The sequence below is a fragment of the Marivita sp. NO-S04 genome, from assembly GCF_059070475.1.
The window spans coordinates 2304117-2323103 of the sequence record NZ_CM180980.1 but is presented as its reverse complement, the minus strand read 5'-3'; the positions used below and the strand labels follow the sequence as shown (position 1 = coordinate 2323103).

Below are 18987 nucleotides of genomic sequence, written 5' to 3'. Positions count from 1 at the left end.
CGGGACATGCCCAAAGGCGGTGACTGTCACCACACCGGAGTACCGTCACAGCCCGCGCACCCCGCGCGAGTGTAGGGTGATCTGTCACGGCAGGTCTCCTGACTTGCGGGTCGGGGCGTGTGTCGGGCCTTCCCGGTTTCCCAGTGGCATATGCCGAACACGCTCGCCGCTTACAGTTGCGGGGGCAGTCGTGGGATTTCACCACGTTCCCTTTTCACCGGGGGTTGCCCGGACCATGACCTCTTTGGCGTACAACCGGGCTGTTTGCATTGCAAGCTTTGGTGATCTTTTGGGTGCGTATAGGTCGCGTGTGGGGCTGGCATGGGAATAGGTGGGACTGGGTATGGGAAAAGATGGGACGGATTGCCCGAGCCCTGTGCGACAAGTCGAATCATTGGGGTGATTCGGGTGGAAATTCGGAGAAAATCGTCGGATTCAGAGTTTCCAGCCATTGCGATTTGACGATGTTCTTGGTTTGTTTGTTGCGGTTGTGGGAAATTATGGGCAACAATCCTGCGTGCTGTACGCGTCTATATATAGTGTTTGTTTCTATGCCTTGTGGCGTATTTTGCCAAAAATCGATCACTTATCTACCGGATGCGGTTTCTGAAGGGGCCCACAAACAGCATATGGATGCAAATTCCCATAAAAAACTGTTGCGACCCATGTTTTCCCATGGCATCCCTAATGCACGAGATGAGAGCAGGAACAGCAAACGAGGCGACACAGACCTCGACGCGGTATCCAAACAATAAAAAAAGCAGGTTTCATACAGGCACCCGCTTTCATCGAACACAGAGATCCGGCGCGCGGGCGAGCAGACATCCCCCCAGGTGGCGCGCGCAGTCGGACTTCCCGGAGACGGGACACGGACGGCGGGTTGATCAGTGGCAGCAGATCAACCCGCCGTTTCCGTTTCCAGGGACAAGAGGCATGAAAGGACCAGTAGGGCAGTGACCCGTAGACTGAGGTTCAGAGGCGAAAGTCATCACAAGGTTGATGGCAAGGGCAGGGTGTCTATCCCGGCCTCGTTTCGTCGTGTCCTCGAAGCGGGCGATCCCGCGTATATGGATGGCCTGAACCCCGAGCTGGTTATTGTCTACGGCGACAAGCGTCGCAAATATCTTGAATGTTATACGGTCGAGGCCATCGAAGAGGTGGACGAAAAGATCGAAGCGCTCCCACGGGGATCGGTTGAGCGCAAGATGCTGCAACGGTTGTTCAACGGCCAATCCCACGCGACCAGTGTTGATGAGACCGGGCGGCTTGTGCTGCCGGCAAAGCTGCGCGAGAAGATTGGCCTGAGTGCCGAGGCGTTTTTCATCGGTGCAGGCGACACTTTTCAGATCTGGGATCCCGAGACCTTTGAGGCAGAGGAGCAGGCTGCAACCGACGAATGGTTGGATGATCTGCCCGACGATGTCGATCCGCTCATCTTCCTGGACCAGCAGCCGGGGGGCTGATCGGATATGTCTGCTGCCGCTGCTTCCCCTTCGACTGACCCACACATTCCCGTCCTTCTTGCTCCGCTCTTGCGGGCGGTGGCGCCGGTGGCGGGTGTTTGGGTTGATGGCACCTTTGGTGCCGGTGGCTATGCGCGCGGGCTGATCGAGGCCGGGGCCGGCAAAGTCATTGGCATTGATCGCGATCCGCTGGCGCATGAGATGGCGGCGTCTTGGTTGCCCGAATTCGAGGGCCGGATCGAATTGCACCGCGCGAATTTTGCCGAGATGGACGAGATCGCGTCTGGTGTGGACGGGGTTGTGTTGGACCTTGGTGTGTCGTCGATGCAGTTGGATTTGGCGGAGCGCGGGTTTTCCTTCATGAGAGACGGCCCGTTGGACATGCGGATGGGGCAGGACGGACCTTCGGCGGCGGATATCGTGAATACGGCGGACGAGTTCGATATTGCGGATATTCTTTATACATACGGGGAAGAACGCGCCTCGCGCCGGATCGCCAAGGCGATTGTCGCGGCGCGCAAAGTGGCGCCGATCACGCGGACGTTGGAACTGACCCGGATCGTCGAATCCTGCCTGCCGCGCCCCAAGCCAGGGCAGTCACACCCGGCGACGCGCAGTTTTCAGGCACTGCGGATTGCGGTGAACGATGAATATGGCGCGTTGATGCAGGGGTTGATGGCTGCCGAACGGGCGCTGAAGCCCGGCGGATTGCTGGCCGTGGTCAGCTTTCATTCGGTCGAGGATCGGATGGTCAAACGGTTCTTGCAGGCGCGCGGCGGTCAATCGGGACGCGCCAATCGCTACGCGCCTGAAATCGAAGTCGAAACCCCCGCGTTCAAGATCGTGACCCGCAAGGCGGTCGGTCCCGATGATGACGAATTGGCGGTCAATCCAAGATCGCGATCGGCCAAGCTGCGTGTTGCGCGGCGCACCGATGCGCCCGCCGGAGACATCGACGCGGGACAGATTGCCTTGCCTCAACTGAAGGAGGACCGCTGATGCGTTCCCTGTTGTATGTCCTGACGTTTCTGACTGTCATCGGGGCGGCGTTCTGGGCGTATCACGAGAATTACAAGACTCAGGCGGCGCTGGGCGAGGCGCAAGCGGTGCGCGGTGAAATTGCCGAAGCGCGGGCGCGCTTGGCGGTGTTGCGGGCGGAGTGGGCCTATCTGAACCGCCCTGACCGGCTGCGGGATCTGGCAGAGGTGAACTTTGAGCGTCTGGGGCTGATGCCGCTTGAGCCGGATCAGTTTGGGCGCGTGGATCAGATCGCCTATCCGCAACCACCCGAGCTGCCGATCACCGACCCGGTTGAGATCTCAAGCGCAGGCGCACAGGAGCAAGAACCATGACCCGCACGCCGCTTCGGCCTTTGGCGCGCATTCTGGATGCCCGCCGCAAGGGCGAAAACCCCGACGCCATCGAACGCGAGAATCTGCGGATTCGCCACGAACAGATGCGCGATAAGGCGCGGTCGCGGGCCGAGGGGCGGCTGTTGGTGATGGCGGTGATGTTCTTTTGTGCCTTCGGTGTGATCGGGGCGCGGATGGGAACATTGGCGGCATCCGAGCCGGAAGAGCCACGCGCGCAGGCCACGGGTGCCTCGATCATCGCCAGTCGGGCGGATATTGTCGACCGTCAGGGCCGTATTCTGGCGACCAACATGGAGACCTTCTCGCTGTACGCGCATCCGCAGCAGATGGTTGATCCAATCCGTACAGCATCGGAATTGGTCAAGATTTTTCCTGAGCTTAACGAAGAACGTTTGCGCAAAGATTTCACTGGCAACCGTAAGTTCATGTGGGTGCGTCGAAAACTGAGCCCCGAGCAAAAGCAGAAAGTGCATGATATCGGTGAGCCCGGTTTGTTGTTCGGGCCACGTGAGATGCGGCTTTATCCCAATGGAGCGCTGGCATCACACATCCTTGGCGGAGCGAGCTTTGGCCGGGAAGGGGTTCATTCCGCTGAAGTAATTGGCACCGCAGGTATCGAGAAATTCTTTGATGATGATCTGCGTGACCCGGCGCGCGAGGGTGCGCCACTTGAGCTGTCTTTGGACCTGACGATTCAGGCCGCGACCGAACGTGTGCTTCAGGGTGGCATGAACCTGATGAATGCCAAGGGTGCTGCCAGCGTGTTGATGGATATCTACACAGGTGAGGTGATCGCGATTGCGTCGCTGCCGGATTTCGATCCGAATGATCGCCCACGCCCGCTGACCCAAGGCGAGGCTGCGGACAGCCCGCTGTTCAACCGTGCGGTGCAGGGCGTGTACGAGCTGGGATCGACCTTCAAGGTTTTCGCGTCTGCGCAGGCGCTTGATCTGGGGTTGGTGAACCCGGAAACCGTCATCGATACGTCCGGCCCGATGAAGGTTGGGGGGCTCAAGATTGGTGAATTCAACAACAAGAATTATGGGCCTTTGTCGGTCTCGGACATCATTGTCAAAAGTTCGAACCGGGGCACTGGGCGTCTGGCCTTGGCGATTGGCGCGCAGCGTCAGCAGGAGTTCCTGAAAAGGTTGGGGTTCTTTGAGCCGACGCCTTTGGAAATTGTCGAAGCTGCAGGGGGCAAGCCGTTGCTTCCGCAGCGTTGGACCGACCTGTCGAGCGTGACAATCTCTTACGGTCACGGCCTGTCGTCGAGCCCGCTGCATCTGGCTGCTGGCTATGCCGCGATCGCAAATGGCGGATACAAGGTCGAGCCTACGCTTCTCAAGCAGAGCGGGGCCAAGCTTGGTCCGCGCTTGATGTCGGAACGCACGGCACGGCAATCGGTTGATATGCTTCGGAAAGTTGTGACCGAGGGCACCGCCAGCTTTGGCGAGGTGCCGGGGTATTTCGTTGGTGGGAAAACCGGAACGGCTGACAAACCCAAGGCGCGCGGTGGCGGGTATTACGATGACAAGGTGATCAACACCTTTGCGTCGGTCTTCCCGACCAATGACCCGAAATACGTGCTGATCGTGACACTGGACGAACCGGTTGAGACCAGCGGCACGAAGCCACGACGCACCGCAGGCTGGACGGCTGTACCTGTCGCAGCAGAAATGATCCGCCGTGTTGCGCCGCTTCTGGGCTTGCGTCCGGAGGTCGAAACGCGGCAATTGACGGGCATCATCAACACCTCGAACTGAGGGCATCCGCCCCTGATCGGGATCAAGAACACGAGGGGGTCGTCATGGCAGCAAAGGGCAAAAGCCTGAGCGCGCTGGGGCTGACGGCGCGCGGCGGCGCGGATGCGATTGTCACCGGCCTTGCGGTGGACAGCCGGGATGTCAAAGAGGGATACCTGTTTGCGGCGCTGCCGGGCACAAAGATGCATGGTGGCGAGTTTATCCAATACGCACTGCGGATGGGGGCTGCGGCCATCCTGACCGATGTCGAAGGCGCCGAGATCGCCAAGGACGAGCTTGCGGGTTCGACCGCAGCAGTGGTGATCGCTGCCGATCCGCGACAGACCTTGGCGTTTTGTGCGGCGCTTTGGTTTGAACAGCAGCCTGACACGATGGTTGCGGTCACCGGGACCAATGGCAAGACGAGCGTGGCCAGTTTCGTGCGGCGGATCTGGCAATTGCTGGGGATACCTGCGGTCAATCTTGGCACCACGGGTGTTGAGGGCGACTGGCAGGCGCCCCTCATGCATACCACGCCGGAGCCGATCACGCTGCACCGCGCCTTGGCGGGTGCGGCGGAGGCCGGGATCGACCATGCCGCAATGGAGGCGTCCTCGCATGGGTTGGCGCAGAGGCGTTTGGACGGGGTGAACCTGCGCGCGGCGGGGTTCACGAATTTCACGCAGGACCATCTGGATTACCACGACAGCTTTGAGGCGTATTTCGATGCCAAGGCGGGGCTGTTTGCCCGTGTCCTGCCCGAAGACGGGATCGCCGTGATCAATATCGACGATGCACGCGGTGTGGACATGCTTGCCATCGCGCGGGCGCGGGGGCAGGAGACCATGACAGTGGGCCGTGACACCGGCGCTGATATGGTGCTGCTGGGACAGCGCTTTGACGCCACTGGTCAGGACGTGCGGATCAAGTTCGGCGGAGAGACATTTCAGTCCCGACTGAACCTTGTTGGCGGATTTCAGGCGGAAAACGTCATGGTCGCCGTGGGTTTGGTGATCGCGAGCGGCGTGACACCGGACCGGGTTTTTGCGGTCTTGCCTGAATTGGAAACCGTACGTGGCCGGATGCAACTGGCGGCGACGCGCGACACTGGCGCTGCGATTTACGTGGATTACGCACACACGCCCGATGCGGTGGCGACCGCCTGTCAGGCGATCCGGCCGCATGTCATGGGCCGTTTGGTGGCGATCATCGGTGCCGGGGGCGACCGTGACCCTGGTAAGCGGCCCCTGATGGGGGCGGCGGCTGCGGAATTTGCTGATCAGGTGATTGTCACCGACGACAACCCCCGCAGCGAAGACCCGGCCTTGATCCGGGCGGCTGTGCTGGAAGGCGCACCCGAGGCAACAGAGGTAGGTGATCGTGCCGAGGCGATCCTGCGCGGTGTCGATGCGGTGGGTCCGGGCGATGCTTTGCTCATCTGCGGCAAGGGGCACGAGACCGGGCAAATCGTCGGTGACACGGTTTATCCGTTTGACGATGTGGAGCAGGCCAGCGTGGCCGTGGCAGCTTTGGACGGGAAATTGGCATGACCCTTTGGACTAGCGCAGAGGCGGCAGAGGCGACCGGCGGCCGCGTGACGGGAGAGTGGGCCGCCATAGGCGTGTCCATCGACACGCGCACGATCCAGCCGGGGGATTTATTCGTCGCTTTGACAGCGGCACGTGACGGGCATGACTTCGTCGCACAGGCATTGGAAAAGGGGGCTGCGGCGGCCTTGGTGGCCCGTGTGCCTGAAGGTGTGGCAGACGATGCGCCGCTGGTGATCGTGGACGACGTGCAGGCCGGGCTTGAGGCTTTGGGGCGTGCGTCGCGGGCGCGGACTCAGGCCAAGGTGGTGGGGGTGACCGGGTCTGTCGGCAAGACCTCGACCAAGGAGATGTTGCGCACTGTTCTAAACGCCCATGGCAGCGTGCATGCAGCCGAGGCCAGCTACAACAACCATTGGGGTGTCCCTTTGACGCTGGCGCGGATGCCGCGCGATGCAGAATTCGCGGTGATCGAAATTGGGATGAACCACCCCGGTGAGATCGCGCCATTGAGCCGGATTGCGCGCCCGCATGTGGCCATGGTGACCATCGTGGCGCCAGCGCATCTTGAGGCGTTCGACAGTATTGACGGGATCGCGCATGAAAAGGCGTCGATCTTTGATGGGTTGGAGCCAGGTGGTGTGGCGATCTGGAACGGCGACTTGCCGACCAGTGGGATCTTGCAGGCCCGGGCGGCTGAAATGGCACAGGTGAGCGTGTCGTTCGGCGAAAGCGAAGGCTGCGACATGCGTGTGACCTCAGTCCGGGAAAGCGACGGGCACAGCGTGGCGCAGGCGGTGTTGGACGGAGGCGAGCTTCTTTACAAGATCGACGCGCCGGGGCGGCATTTCGCCATCAACGGGGCGGCGGTTCTGGCGGTCTGCGAAGTGCTGGATCTGGACCGGGCGCTTTCGCTGGCGGCGATGGGACGCTGGCATCCGGGGGCGGGGCGCGGGGCGCATGTGACAATCCAATTGGATGAGGCGGACCCGAATGCGACGCTGGCGCTGTTCGATGACGCGTATAATGCCAATCCGGCCTCGGTTGCGGCGTCGCTTGCGGTTCTTGCCGCAGCCCCTGTGCAGCATGACGTGGGACGGGTGAGCAAGGGGCGACGGATCGCCGTGCTGGGCGATATGAAGGAATTGGGGCCGACCGGGCCGGATTTGCACGCGGCGTTGGCCGATCTGAATGCCACCAAAGCTTTGGACAAGGTGCATTGCGTCGGGCCGTTGATGCGGAACCTTTACGATGCGCTGCCCGATGAACGGCGGGGACTGTGGTTCGAGACATCGGACGATATGGCCGCGCGGTTGCCGCGCCAGTTGGATGCAGGCGACGTGGTGATGGTGAAGGGATCGCTGTCGATGCGGCTGGCCCGCGTGGTTGACGCCATCCGCAATATGAGCCAAGGCAACGCGCGCGACGACGCGGAGGGATAAGAGTTCATGCTGTTTTGGTTGACCGCACTGTCGGACGGGGGGGACTTCTTCAACCTCTTTCGCTATATCACGTTCCGCGCCGGTGGCGCGTTTCTGACCGCGCTGATCTTTGGCTTTTTGTTCGGCAAGCCGCTGATCAACGTGCTGCGCAAACGGCAGGGCAAGGGCCAGCCGATCCGCACGGATGGGCCGGAGGGGCACTTTTCCAAGGCTGGCACACCGACCATGGGTGGTTTGTTGATCGTCGGCGCGTTGCTGACGTCGACGCTGCTTTGGGCGCGGCTGGACAACCCGTTTGTGTGGATGGTGTTGTTTGTCACCATGAGTTTCGCGCTGATCGGCTTTGCCGATGATTATGCCAAGGTGAAGAAGCAGAACACCGCAGGTGTTTCCGGTAAGGTGCGACTTTTGCTGGGCTTTCTGATCGCAGCCATCGCGGGCTACTGGGCTGCGCAATACCATCCCGAAGAGCTGACCAACCAATTGGCGTTTCCGGTGTTCAAGGACACGCTTTTGAACCTTGGCTATCTGTTTGTGCCTTTTGCGGTGATCGTCATTGTCGGCGCGGCAAATGCGGTGAACCTGACGGACGGGTTGGACGGGCTGGCCATCATGCCAGTGATGATCGCAGCCGGTACGTTGGGGGTGATCGCCTATGCTGTGGGGCGGGTCGACTTTACCGATTATCTGGACGTGCATTACGTGCCGGGCACCGGCGAGATCCTCATCTTTACAGCGGGTCTGTTCGGCGGTGGTTTGGGGTTCCTGTGGTACAATGCGCCGCCTGCGGCTGTGTTTATGGGCGATACCGGGTCTCTGGCTCTTGGCGGTGCCTTGGGGGCCATCGCGGTTGCCACCAAGCACGAAATCGTGCTGGCAATTGTCGGCGGTTTGTTCGTGGTCGAGGCGCTGTCTGTGATCATCCAGGTGCTGTACTTCAAACGCACGGGCAAACGCGTGTTTCTGATGGCGCCGATCCATCACCATTACGAGAAAAAGGGCTGGGCCGAGCCGCAGATCGTGATCCGGTTCTGGATCATCTCGCTTATTCTGGCGCTGATCGGGTTGGCGACGCTGAAGGTGCGCTAGGCGCTCAACCCGGAAAGTGGAAACTGGTTTTCGGGATAATTGAGCGCAATAGAATTGCGCTCAGGTTTTCTCGTTCTTCCGCCTTCGGCGACGTCCTCGGGCGCGTGAGCATGTGACGCTTCAGCCTTGTGGTGCGCCTGTGTGTGCGGCGTGTTTGCATATTTGGAAAAAGAAGAAGCGTGGACTCGCTTTTCCTGCAGGTGTCAACTAAAGTTGACATGTTGCGGTAAGGAGAGTCTGCATGGATGGTGGTCGTGTTGGCCTGACGGTGCCCGAGATAGGTGGCGCCCCACGGGCTGGACTCTGTACCGATTGCGGCGTGTCGCGCATGGGCGATGGCCGTGCGTGCGGGAAAGCCTGCCAGTTCATCCAGCCGGATTACGAGAGCCTTGAGGAGGCTGTGCATGGGCGGGTCGCCGGTGCCGGGGATGAGGCGTTTTTTGGTGTGTCGCAAGCCATGTACCGCGCGCGGCTGGAGCCTGCGGCCGAGGGGGCGCAGTGGACCGGGCTGACCACCGGGCTTGCGGCAGAGCTTTTGCGTGCAGGGGCGGTGGATGCGGTACTGGCGACCGCGCCTGATCCGCTGGACCGTTGGAAGCCGCTGCCGGTGATCGTGACTGAGGCCGAGGACATGGCTCGGTGCCGGGGCATGCGCGTGGGCTATGGGCCGCTTCTGGCGCTGCTTGAGCCTGCGCTGGCGGCTGGTCATCGGCGGATCGCAGTGGTTGGTTTGCCTTGTCAGATCTATGCGCTGCGGGCGCTGGAGGCTGAGCTGGGGTTCGATGAGATCACAGTGATCGGCACGCCCTGTTCGGACAATACCACAACCGAGAATTTCCACGCGTTTCTGGCGCGGCTTGATGACAAGCCGGAGACGGTATCCTATCTGGAGTTTCGCGCGGATTATCGTGTGGAATTGCGGTTTGACGATGGGCGCAAGCCGCGCTTTGTGCCGTTTCTGAAGCTGCCGCTGTCGGACTTGCCGGCGGATTTCTTTCCGATGACCTGCAAGACCTGCGTCGACTATACCAACCGGCTGGCGGATATCACCGTGGGTTATATGGGCGGCGATGGCGACCAGTGGCTGATCGTGCGCAACGCGCGGGGGGCGGCAGTGCTGGACCGGTTGGGCGACCGCGTGGTGCGGCGCGATCTGACCGACAAGGGCAAACGCGAGGCGGCGGTCAAAGGATTCATGGCCAACACTGAACGCGCGGCAGGCGGGTTGCCGTTGCGGCGGATGCCCGACTGGGTGCGGCCCATTGTGGCGTGGTTGCAACCGCGCACGGGGCCTCGGGGGTTGGAGTTCGCCCGTGCGCGGGTCGAAATGAAAGCGATTGAGACGATTTTGCATCTGCGGCGGGCCCATCCCGCGCGGATCAAGAACATGGTGCCGCCGCATGTCTGGCGTGTTGCCGCCCGCTATGGTCTGTTGCCGGACAAAGACGAGACGCGCGGTTAGGCCAAAGGTCAGATTGCACGAGATATCAACGCGCGCTAGGGAGGGGTGCAGATCAAGGAAGACGGCCCATGACACGCATTGCCCATATCGAACTGGACGACGGCAATCTGCCCCCGCCCACACCTGAGATCGAACAGGAACGCCGCGTGGCGATGTTTGATCTGATGGAGCACAACACGTTTGAACTGCCTGACCGTGACGGGCGACCTGTGCCACAGGGGCCGTATAACGTGGGGCTGTCGATCCGAGATAAGCGGCTGGTCTTTGATGTGACCACAGAAAGCCATGAAAAGGCGGCGGAATTTCATCTTTCGCTGTCGCCGTTTCGGCAGGTGGTGAAGGACTATTTTCAGATCTGCAAATCCTATTTCGATGCGGTGAAAACCCTGCCGCCGAGCCAGATCGAGACCATCGACATGGCGCGGCGCGGTATTCACAACGAAGGCGCTCGCATCCTGCAGAAGCGTCTTGACGGTAAGGTGACGGTGGATGACGACACCGCACGGCGCTTGTTCACCTTGGTCTGCGTCCTGCATTTCGGGGGCTAAGGTTTGAAAGCGCTGCCGCAGTCGATTCTGTTTTGCTGCGATCATAATGCTGTGCGGTCCCCGATGGCCGAGGGGATCATGAAGAAGCTCTATGGCTTTGAGACCTATGTGCAATCGGTCGGCGTTGTGAATGACCTTGAGATCGATGGGTTCGCCATCTCGGTCTGCAATGAGATCGGTGTCGAAATGAGCCGCCATCGGTCGCGGTCATTCGATGAGTTGGAAGAGAATGGTGAAGCCTTGTCGGGGTTCGATCTGGTCGTGGCGTTATCTCCCGCGTCGCAGCGGCGGGCGCTGGACCTGACGCGGTTTTATCATCTGACGGTGGAATACTGGCCGATCATGGACCCGACGGGTCTTGGCGAAACGCGTGAGCAAAAGCTGAACGCCTATCGGCAGACGCGCGACCAGTTGGTGGATCATTTGAAACGGAAATGGGGAGGGCAGCTATGAGCCGGGCGACACTTGAGCGGTATTTCGATGCGTTTAATCGCAAGGACATTGCAGGGATGCTGGACTGTCTGACCGAGGATGTGGCGCATCATGTGAATGAGGGCAATGTGCGGATCGGGCGCACGGCGTTCGAGGAATTCTGTGCGCATATGGCGCGGTGCTATGACGAGACATTGACCGAACTGGTGGTGTTTGTGGCCGAGGATGGCGCACGCGGGGCTGCGGAATACATGGTGAACGGCACCTATCTGGCGACCGATGCCGGGCTCCCCGAAGCCAAGGGGCAGGGCTATCGCCTGCCTGCTGGGTCGTTCTTTTCGTTGCAGGATGGCAAGATCAGCCGCGTGGTGACCTATTACAATCTGAGCGACTGGACCCAACAGGTTTCGTGATGCGGATCGAAGCGCTGACTGGAGAGGCGCTGGACGCGGCTCTGGGTGATGTGGCGGGGCTGCGCATTCGGGTGTTCCGGGACTGGCCGTATCTCTATGACGGCGATCTGGAGTACGAACGGCGGTATCTGGAGACCTATCGCAGCTCCGATGCGGCGATCCTTGTGGGCGCGTTTGACGGGGCGCGGCTGGTCGGAGCAGCGACCGGCACGCCTATGGCGGATCACGCGGATGATTTCGCGGCAGCCTTCGAGGGGACCGGATTGGCGCTGAACGATATCTTCTACTGTGCAGAGTCGGTACTTTTGCCGGAGTATCGCGGGCGTGGGATTGGGCATCGGTTTTTCGATCTGCGCGAGGCACATGGACGGGCATTGAGGGTAACCGTGTCGGCGTTTTGCGGGGTGGTTCGGCCTGTGGACCATCCGTTGCGGCCAGACGATTATCGGCCTTTGGATGCGTTCTGGCGCAAGCGGGGCTATGCGCCGTTGGACGGTGCCATGGCGTGGTTTTCGTGGAAAGATATCGACCAGACCGAGGCGACACGGAAGCCTTTGCAGGTTTGGGCACGGTCCTTGAGGAAGGATGAAGAATGAAAGTTGCGGCAACCGCGTACGCGATGGATTTTCTCGATAGTTTCGAGGCTTACGAGGAAAAGTTGACTCGTTGGGTGAGCGAGGCGGTCGGCGCTGATGCGGATCTCTTGGTGTTCCCGGAATACGGCGCGATGGAATTGGCCACGCTTGCAGGGCGCGATGTGGCGCGGGACCTTGAGGCGTCGCTCAGGGCGGTGTCTGACCGGATCCCAGAGGCGGATGCACTGCACGCAACGTTGGCGCAGAAGTTTGGCGTGCACATACTGGCGGCTTCGGCCCCCGTGTTCGATCCGGCTTTGGGCGATCGTCCGGTGAACCGGGCGCGATTCTTTGCTTCAGATGGCAGTATGGTCCATCAGGACAAGCAGATCATGACCCGGTTCGAGCGTGAGGAATGGGGTGTTGTGGCTGGTGGGCCGTTGCAGATCTTCGACACGGCGCTGGGCAAGATCGGCATCCTGATCTGTTATGACAGCGAGTTTCCACTACTTGGGCGGGCGATGGCAGAGGCCGATTTGATCCTTGTACCATCCTGCACCGAAGCACTGACTGGTTATTCGCGGGTGCGGATCGGATCGATGGCACGTGCGCTGGAAAATCAGTGCGTTACGGTCATGTCTTCAACTGTTGGGCCATGTGATTGGTCCGAGGCGGTGGACGAAAACACGGGTATGGGCGGCATTTTCGGACCGCCCGACACCGGGTTTCCGCCCACCGGTGTGATTGCGGAAGGGGTTTTGAACCAGCCCGGCTGGACCTATGCCGAGATCGATCTGAAGCAGATTGCCCATGTGCGTGCGGACGGCGTTGTTCTCAACCGGCGGCATTGGGACGATCAGATGGGACGTGACGTGATTGCCGCAACGCGGAAACTGGGTTGAATAGGCCTTGATAAATTGGGCGATTGGCCCCATTTAGAAGCGCGCCTCAGACTCAGGGGGCGATCAACTTAGGAGAAACCATGGCCAAGGAAGACACGCTCGAATTTCCCGGTGTCGTCAAGGAACTCCTGCCTAACGCGACATTTCGGGTCGAGCTTGAAAACGGCCATGAGATTATCGCGCATACGGCAGGCAAGATGCGTAAGAACCGGATTCGGGTTCTTGCAGGCGACAAGGTGCAAGTCGAAATGACGCCCTACGATCTGACCAAGGGTCGGATCAACTACCGCTTCAAGTAAGCGATTCATGAAGCTGATCCTTGGCTCCGGCAGCCCCCGGCGGCGGGAGCTTTTGGCTCAGATCGGGGTGGAGGCGGATGATATCCGCCCGCCCGATATCAACGAAGATCCTCGTCCCGGTGAATTGCCGCGCCCTTACTGCGTGCGTCTTGCGCGCGAAAAGGCGTTGGCGATTCCTGCCAGTGACGATGAGATTGTCCTGTCCGCGGACACCACTGTTGCCTTGGGCCGCCGTATTCTGGGTAAGCCCGAAAATGCTGCCGAAGCGGCGCAGTTCCTTTATGCGTTGTCCGGACGCCGCCACCGCGTTGTAACGGCGGTGGCTGTGCGCCGGGGTGACAAGTTGTGGGAACGGGACGTGGTCACACGGGTGAAGATGAAGTCACTCAGCGATGCCGAGGTGAACGCCTATCTGGCCAGCGATGACTGGCGCGGCAAGGCGGGCGGCTATGCCATCCAAGGCCCGGCAGGCGCGTTCGTGCCGTGGATCAACGGCAGTTTCAGCGCGGTTGTGGGTCTGCCATTGGCCGAGACCGCGAACCTGCTCGTTGCAGCGGGCTATCCGCTTTACGGGGGTGAAGCATGAAGGGTCGTCTGATTGCGCTTGATCACATTGACGATCGTGAAGCAGCGGCGCTGATGGTGGATGGAGTGGTCGAAGACCTGTTCTTTGACACAGACCAGCCTGCGCCCGGAACGATTTATCGCGCCATTGTCGAACGTCCGATGAAGGGACAGGGCGGGATGTTCCTACGCACGCCCGACGGGTCGGCGTTTGTGCGGCAGGTCAAGGGTCTGTCCCCCGGGCAAACGCTGCTGGTTCAGGTCACCGGCTATGCCGAGCCAGGTAAGGCGATCCCGGTCACACATAAGGTGCTGTTCAAGAGCCGCTATGCCATCGTCACGCCTGATGCGCCGGGGATCAATGTGTCGCGCCGGATCAAGGACGAAGATGCGCGTGAAGAGCTGTTGGCAGTTGCGCATGACATCATGGACGAGGGTGATTTTGGTCTGATCCTGCGGTCTTCGTGCGAAGGGGCCGACGCGGGCGAGATTGCAGACGATATTGCGGCGATGGCCGATCTGGCTGCCAAGGTGATGGCAGATGCCACCGGCGACGCGGAAACGCTGACCCTGGGTGATGGGCCGCATCTGCTGGCATGGCGCGAATGGACAGACAAAGCCGAAATCGACAGCACCGATGGCAGTTTCGACAGGCACGGCATTCTTGATGTGCTTGACGGTTTGAAAGCCCGCGATGTGCCGCTGGGCGGTCCTGCGTCAATGGCGATCGAGCCCACGCGCGCCTTGGTGGCAGTGGATGTGAACACTGGCGGGGACACCAGCCCTGCGGCAGGGCTTAAGGCGAACCTCGCTGCGGTCAAAGACCTTCCACGCCAGTTGCGGCTGCGCGGGCTTGGTGGGCAGATCGTGATTGACCCGGCCCCGACGGCCAAGAAAGACCGCCGTCAGATCGAAAGCGCCCTGCGCGGCGCATTGAAACGCGACAGCGTGGAAACCGTCTTCGTGGGGTGGACTCCGCTGGGGCATATCGAGTTACAACGCAAACGTGACCGACTGTCCCTCAGCGAGGTGCTGATATGAGCTGCCCCATCTGCGGCAAGGAAACAGACGCCAAAGCCCGTCCATTCTGTTCCAAGCGGTGTGCCGATCTGGATTTGGCACGGTGGTTGAACGGCAATTACGCGGTGCCTTCAGACGACCCCGAAGACATCGAAGCGGCAATTGAAGCGGCTGAACAGGCGGCGGCGTCGTCCGATAAGCTGCACTAGCGTCTTGTCTCGACCGGTCGTCGTGATACGGCTTGGTCATGACGGCCGACACGACCTCACTTTTTGAACCTGTGATCCGCCCGGCGGGCCTGAATGGCGTGCTGGTGAGTTTCGGCGATGCCTTGTCCGAGCCGGGCAATCGCGCGGCCTTGGCTTTTGCTGAGGCGGTGGCGCGGGACGGGATCGACGGGGTCGAGGATTGTGCACCGTCGTTGGTGTCCGTCTTCGTGCAGTTCGACCCATTACATTTGGGGTTGGGCGCGTTGACCGCCAGACTGACCGATCTGTTGGCCGAGCGGGATTGGTACGCCGCTCCGATGCCCGACGGGCGGCGGTACATCCGTGTGCCGACGGTCTATGGCACCGATCTTGCGCCGCAACTGGAAGAGGCAGCACAGGCGGCTGGACTTTCGGTTTCGGACGCCATTTCCCAACTGTCTGACGCGCGGGTTCGGGTGCAGACCATCGGGTTCGCCCCCGGTCAGCCCTATCTGGGATTGTTGCCAGACGCGTGGGATATCCCGCGCCAGACGGCGTTGACCAAGGCGGTTCCCGGGGGGGCGTTGGTGGTGGCGATCCGGCAGTTCGTGCTTTTTTCGGGGTCGAGCCCAACGGGGTGGCGGCATATCGGTCAGACTCATCTGAAGCTGTTTCGACCCGCCAGCGATGCTCCGTTTTTCCTGCGCCCCGGCGATGAGGTGCAATTCGTGCAAGTCACGCCGGACGAGCTGGCGCGAAATGCAAACGATCCTGATGGTGGTGCCGTGATCGAGGCGATCCGATGATCCGTGCGCTCAAACTGCATCGCATTGCGCCGGGGGCCAGTGTGCAGGACAGGGGGCGCGTTGGATATCGCGCGTTTGGTGTATCGACCGGTGGCGCGGCGGATCCATTGGCGCTGGCGGAAGGGGCGGCGTTGTTGGCGCAATCGACTGACTGTGCCGCCTTGGAGCTGCCGGGATCGGGAGGCGTGTTCGAAGCGACCGCCGCTTTGCGCATTGCGCTGACGGGGGCTCCGATGCGGGCAGCGCTGGACGGTGTGCCATTGGTTTGGAACGCGTCGCATGCGATGCCCGCCGAGGCGCGGCTTGAGATCGGTGGCGCCACGTCAGGCAGCTATGGCTATCTGCATGTGGGGGGCGGGTTTGACCTGCCGCAGCAACTTGGGTCACGGTCGGCGCATTTGGCGGCGGGTATCGGTGCGGTGGTACAGGCAGGAGATACTTTGCCGATTGCCGAAGACCGGGGCCATGCGGTTGGGTTTTGCTTGCCATTGGACAATCGGTTCGACGGTGGCATGCTGCGGTTGATCCAGAGTTTCCAGACGGAATTGTTTGATGCCGCAACGCGCGAACGGTTTACCGACACCCCATTTAGCCGCGATGCGCGCGCCAACCGCATGGGCATGCGGCTTGATTCCGAAGGTGAGGGATTTGCCACCAGTGTGGGGCTGAACATTCTGTCGGAATCGATCCTGCCCGGCGATATTCAAATCACAGGGGACGGCACGCCCTATCTTCTATTGTGGGAAAGCCAGACAACCGGCGGTTATCCTAGAATCGCGACGGTGATTCCCGCCGATCTGCCACGTGCGGTGCAGACCCCTGCAGGGGGTGTGCTGCGGTTTCGCTTTGTGACCCGCGACGAGGCGCTGGAGGCAGAGCGGAAGCTGCGCGACCATCTGCGTGCTTTGCCAAAACTGCGCACGCCATTGGTGCGCGACCCGTCGCAGATCCGCGATCTGCTGAGGTATCAATTGATCAGTGGGGTCACGGCTGGTGAGTCCCAAGACGAACAGGAGTGAGCCATGCATGTCGATCTGAACGCGGATATGGGCGAAAGCTTTGGACCGTGGCCCATGGGGTCTGATGCTGCGCTGCTTGAGGTGATCACCTCGGCGAATGTCGCGTGTGGCTTTCATGCGGGTGACCCCGACGTGATGTCAAAGACGATGGGTTTGGCCGTGGCCAATAACGTTGGCATAGGCGCGCATCCCGGCTTTCCCGACTTGCAGGGCTTTGGGCGGCGACGAATGCATCTGAGCCATGACAATCTGCGAAATCTCGTGCGATATCAATTAGGTGCGGCGCAAGCGATGGCGGGCTCGGTCGGTGGCGAGGTGCGGCATCTGAAACTACACGGAGCACTGGCCAACATGGCATCCGAGGATGTGGCGATGGCGACGGCGTGTTACGAAGGGGCGCTGTCGGTCGACCCGGAGATCATCATCATGGTGCTGGCGGCGACTCAGCAACAGGATGCGGTCGAAGCGCTGGGATGTCGCTGGGCGGGCGAGATTTTCGCGGATCGGGCCTATAATGACGATGCGACCTTGGTGGACCGAAGCCTGCCGGGGGCCGTAATCCATGACGCGGATGTGGCCGGGCAGCGCATGGTCGACATGGTGAAAGCCGGAGCGATCATCACCGAAAGCGGCAAGCACATACCGGCGGCGGTTGATACCATCTGCCTGCATGGCGATGGCGCGACGGCGGTGCAAATTGCCCGCACGGTGCGCGGCGCTCTGGCCGATGCGGGCGTGACTTTACAACGGTTCGAGGGGCGTCAGGGCGCGATCAGCAAGACCTGAACATCTGCCACATTGGTGCCGGTGGCGCGGGTCATCAGCAGGTCGCCTGCCGCGGCAAGCGCTGCATAGCTGTCATTGTTCGCCAAAAGTGAGGTCACGTCCTGACCTGCGGCGTTCATCCGGGGCAGAGTGCCTGCGTCGACGACGCCACCTGCAGCGTCGGTTGGGCCATCGCGGCCATCGGTGCCGCCCGACAGGAAGACCCATTTGGCTGTAATGTCAGGAGCTTGGGCTGCAACGCGCAGGGCAAGTTCCTGATTGCGCCCGCCGCGCCCTGTGCCGCTGAGTTTGACCGTCGTTTCGCCACCAAAGAGCAGCGCTGTGGGCTCGGGGCGCGCGATCAATTCGGCCAGCACCTTGTGCGCGGCATCGCCGACGTCCCCGACCAATGCATCGCTGACGATCCGGGCACTGAGGCCGATGCTCTGCGCTTCGTCGAGCATGGCTTCGAGCGACAATCGGTTTGATCCGACAAGCGTGTTGGTGACCTTGGGCAAGGGGGCTGACGCCTTATCTTGCCCCTCGCTGAGATGGGTGCGAATCGATACAGGTGTTGCGTCCCATATCCCGGCGGATTTGAGTGTTTCTATTGCATCTTTGGCTGTTCCGATCGGGCTGACTGTGGGGCCTGAGGCAATCGCGCGCAGGTCATCGCCGATCACGTCGGATAGCAGGTACGCATAGACCGGGGCTGGCGCGGCCTGTTGGACGAAGCCCCCACCTTTGAGCAAGCTAACTTGTTGACGAACAAGGTTCATTTTTACGATGTCGAGCCCTGCCGAGAGCAACAAATCGTTTAGACGCGCCTTGTCGGTCAGGCTGACGCCCGGCGGTGGGGCGGGCAAGAGCGCAGAGCCGCCGCCAGAGATCAGCGCGACAACCCGGTCTTTCTCGGTCGCCTCGGACAAGAGTTCCATCACACGTTGCGCAGCACGTGCCCCAGCCTCGTCCGGGACAGGGTGCCCTGCGCGGAGGAGTTCCGCACCTTGCAGGGTGGCGTCGTTTTCGTGATGTGTGACCGCAAGAGCGGCATAGGGGTTGGGCATCGCCGCCAACGCTTCGCGCAACATCGCGGGCGCAGCTTTGCCGATGGCGATCAGGAATGTCCTGCCGTCGGGGTCTTGAGAAGGCAGGGGTGATTGGCCCAATCCGCGCCTGACAGCGTGCGCTGGGTCTGCGGCTGTCACGGCGGCATCGAACAAGAGCCGGGCCTTGGTGCGGAGCGTGTCGATCTCAATCATATCGAGATTAGGGCTGCAAATGCCATGAAAGTCAAATGCTTGCATGGGTATGCTCAAGCATCACTTTCAAATTAAC

At 61.1% G+C, this 18987-nt stretch carries 21 protein-coding genes and 1 riboswitch; of the genes, 20 read left to right on the top strand and 1 reads right to left on the bottom strand.

What is annotated here, in order from left to right; genetic code table 11:
* Nucleotides 1–71: 71 nt before the first annotated feature.
* A riboswitch (cobalamin riboswitch) is annotated at nt 72–253 on the bottom strand.
* Between the two features lie 700 nt (nt 254–953).
* The 20 genes from mraZ (at nt 954) to ACK3EW_RS11930 (ending at nt 17670) form a co-directional block, all read left to right on the top strand.
* Nucleotides 954–1463 carry a division/cell wall cluster transcriptional repressor MraZ gene (gene mraZ / locus ACK3EW_RS12025; RefSeq protein WP_439118758.1) on the top strand — a complete coding sequence of 170 codons (510 nt, stop codon included), beginning with the start codon at nt 954–956 and terminating at the stop codon, nt 1461–1463.
* Nucleotides 1464–1469: 6 nt separating this feature from the next.
* Nucleotides 1470–2462 (top strand): 16S rRNA (cytosine(1402)-N(4))-methyltransferase RsmH, encoded by a 993-nt coding sequence (rsmH, locus tag ACK3EW_RS12020; protein ID WP_493806396.1) that lies wholly within the window; start codon nt 1470–1472, stop codon nt 2460–2462.
* Nucleotides 2462–2815 (top strand): cell division protein FtsL, encoded by a 354-nt coding sequence (gene ftsL / locus ACK3EW_RS12015; protein WP_439118760.1) that lies wholly within the window; start codon nt 2462–2464, stop codon nt 2813–2815. Before rsmH ends, ftsL begins: the two co-directional genes overlap by 1 nt.
* Complete coding sequence (locus ACK3EW_RS12010; RefSeq protein WP_493806395.1) at nt 2812–4599, top strand: peptidoglycan D,D-transpeptidase FtsI family protein; 1788 nt, start codon at nt 2812–2814, stop codon at nt 4597–4599. Before ftsL ends, ACK3EW_RS12010 begins: the two co-directional genes overlap by 4 nt.
* Before the next feature lie 44 nt (nt 4600–4643).
* Complete coding sequence (locus tag ACK3EW_RS12005) at nt 4644–6128, top strand: UDP-N-acetylmuramoyl-L-alanyl-D-glutamate--2,6-diaminopimelate ligase (protein WP_493806394.1); 1485 nt, start codon at nt 4644–4646, stop codon at nt 6126–6128.
* Nucleotides 6125–7567, top strand: a complete 1443-nt coding sequence (locus tag ACK3EW_RS12000) for a UDP-N-acetylmuramoyl-tripeptide--D-alanyl-D-alanine ligase (protein ID WP_493806393.1) — start codon at nt 6125–6127, stop codon at nt 7565–7567. The genes ACK3EW_RS12005 and ACK3EW_RS12000 overlap by 4 nt, the downstream gene beginning before the upstream one ends.
* 6 nt (nt 7568–7573) lie before the next feature.
* Nucleotides 7574–8656: a phospho-N-acetylmuramoyl-pentapeptide-transferase gene (mraY, locus tag ACK3EW_RS11995; protein ID WP_439118763.1), complete on the top strand. Its 1083-nt coding sequence runs from the start codon at nt 7574–7576 to the stop codon at nt 8654–8656.
* Between the two features lie 241 nt (nt 8657–8897).
* On the top strand, nt 8898–10118 hold the full coding sequence (locus ACK3EW_RS11990; protein ID WP_493806392.1) for a Coenzyme F420 hydrogenase/dehydrogenase, beta subunit C-terminal domain: 1221 nt from the start codon (nt 8898–8900) through the stop codon (nt 10116–10118).
* A gap of 68 nt (nt 10119–10186) precedes the next feature.
* On the top strand, nt 10187–10666 hold the full coding sequence (locus ACK3EW_RS11985; RefSeq protein WP_493806391.1) for a UPF0262 family protein: 480 nt from the start codon (nt 10187–10189) through the stop codon (nt 10664–10666).
* 3 nt (nt 10667–10669) lie between these two features.
* Complete coding sequence (locus ACK3EW_RS11980) at nt 10670–11119, top strand: arsenate-mycothiol transferase ArsC (protein ID WP_085629249.1); 450 nt, start codon at nt 10670–10672, stop codon at nt 11117–11119.
* Entirely contained in the window at nt 11116–11511 is a 396-nt protein-coding gene (locus ACK3EW_RS11975) for a ketosteroid isomerase-related protein (RefSeq protein WP_439118765.1), read from the top strand. Before ACK3EW_RS11980 ends, ACK3EW_RS11975 begins: the two co-directional genes overlap by 4 nt.
* Complete coding sequence (locus ACK3EW_RS11970) at nt 11511–12107, top strand: GNAT family N-acetyltransferase (protein WP_493806390.1); 597 nt, start codon at nt 11511–11513, stop codon at nt 12105–12107. The genes ACK3EW_RS11975 and ACK3EW_RS11970 overlap by 1 nt, the downstream gene beginning before the upstream one ends.
* On the top strand, nt 12104–12988 hold the full coding sequence (locus ACK3EW_RS11965; RefSeq protein WP_493806389.1) for a carbon-nitrogen hydrolase family protein: 885 nt from the start codon (nt 12104–12106) through the stop codon (nt 12986–12988). The genes ACK3EW_RS11970 and ACK3EW_RS11965 overlap by 4 nt, the downstream gene beginning before the upstream one ends.
* 80 nt (nt 12989–13068) lie before the next feature.
* Nucleotides 13069–13287: a translation initiation factor IF-1 gene (gene infA / locus ACK3EW_RS11960; RefSeq protein WP_005978431.1), complete on the top strand. Its 219-nt coding sequence runs from the start codon at nt 13069–13071 to the stop codon at nt 13285–13287.
* Nucleotides 13288–13294: 7 nt separating this feature from the next.
* On the top strand, nt 13295–13873 hold the full coding sequence (locus ACK3EW_RS11955; protein WP_493806388.1) for a Maf family protein: 579 nt from the start codon (nt 13295–13297) through the stop codon (nt 13871–13873).
* Complete coding sequence (locus ACK3EW_RS11950) at nt 13870–14892, top strand: ribonuclease E/G (RefSeq protein WP_493806387.1); 1023 nt, start codon at nt 13870–13872, stop codon at nt 14890–14892. The genes ACK3EW_RS11955 and ACK3EW_RS11950 overlap by 4 nt, the downstream gene beginning before the upstream one ends.
* On the top strand, nt 14889–15080 hold the full coding sequence (locus tag ACK3EW_RS11945) for a DNA gyrase inhibitor YacG (RefSeq protein WP_439118770.1): 192 nt from the start codon (nt 14889–14891) through the stop codon (nt 15078–15080). The genes ACK3EW_RS11950 and ACK3EW_RS11945 overlap by 4 nt, the downstream gene beginning before the upstream one ends.
* Before the next feature lie 38 nt (nt 15081–15118).
* On the top strand, nt 15119–15865 hold the full coding sequence (locus ACK3EW_RS11940; protein ID WP_493806386.1) for a 5-oxoprolinase subunit B family protein: 747 nt from the start codon (nt 15119–15121) through the stop codon (nt 15863–15865).
* Complete coding sequence (locus tag ACK3EW_RS11935) at nt 15862–16884, top strand: 5-oxoprolinase subunit C family protein (RefSeq protein WP_493806385.1); 1023 nt, start codon at nt 15862–15864, stop codon at nt 16882–16884. Before ACK3EW_RS11940 ends, ACK3EW_RS11935 begins: the two co-directional genes overlap by 4 nt.
* Nucleotides 16885–16887: 3 nt before the next feature.
* Nucleotides 16888–17670 (top strand): LamB/YcsF family protein, encoded by a 783-nt coding sequence (locus ACK3EW_RS11930; RefSeq protein ID WP_493806384.1) that lies wholly within the window; start codon nt 16888–16890, stop codon nt 17668–17670.
* On the opposite strand, the gene ACK3EW_RS11925 is transcribed toward ACK3EW_RS11930, so the two are convergent.
* The gene (locus ACK3EW_RS11925) at nt 17646–18956 is read right to left on the bottom strand and encodes a glycerate kinase type-2 family protein (protein WP_493806383.1); all 1311 of its coding nucleotides are present in this window, start codon (nt 18954–18956) and stop codon (nt 17646–17648) included. The two genes, ACK3EW_RS11930 and ACK3EW_RS11925, sit on opposite strands and share 25 nt — an antisense overlap.
* Nucleotides 18957–18987 lie beyond the last annotated feature (31 nt).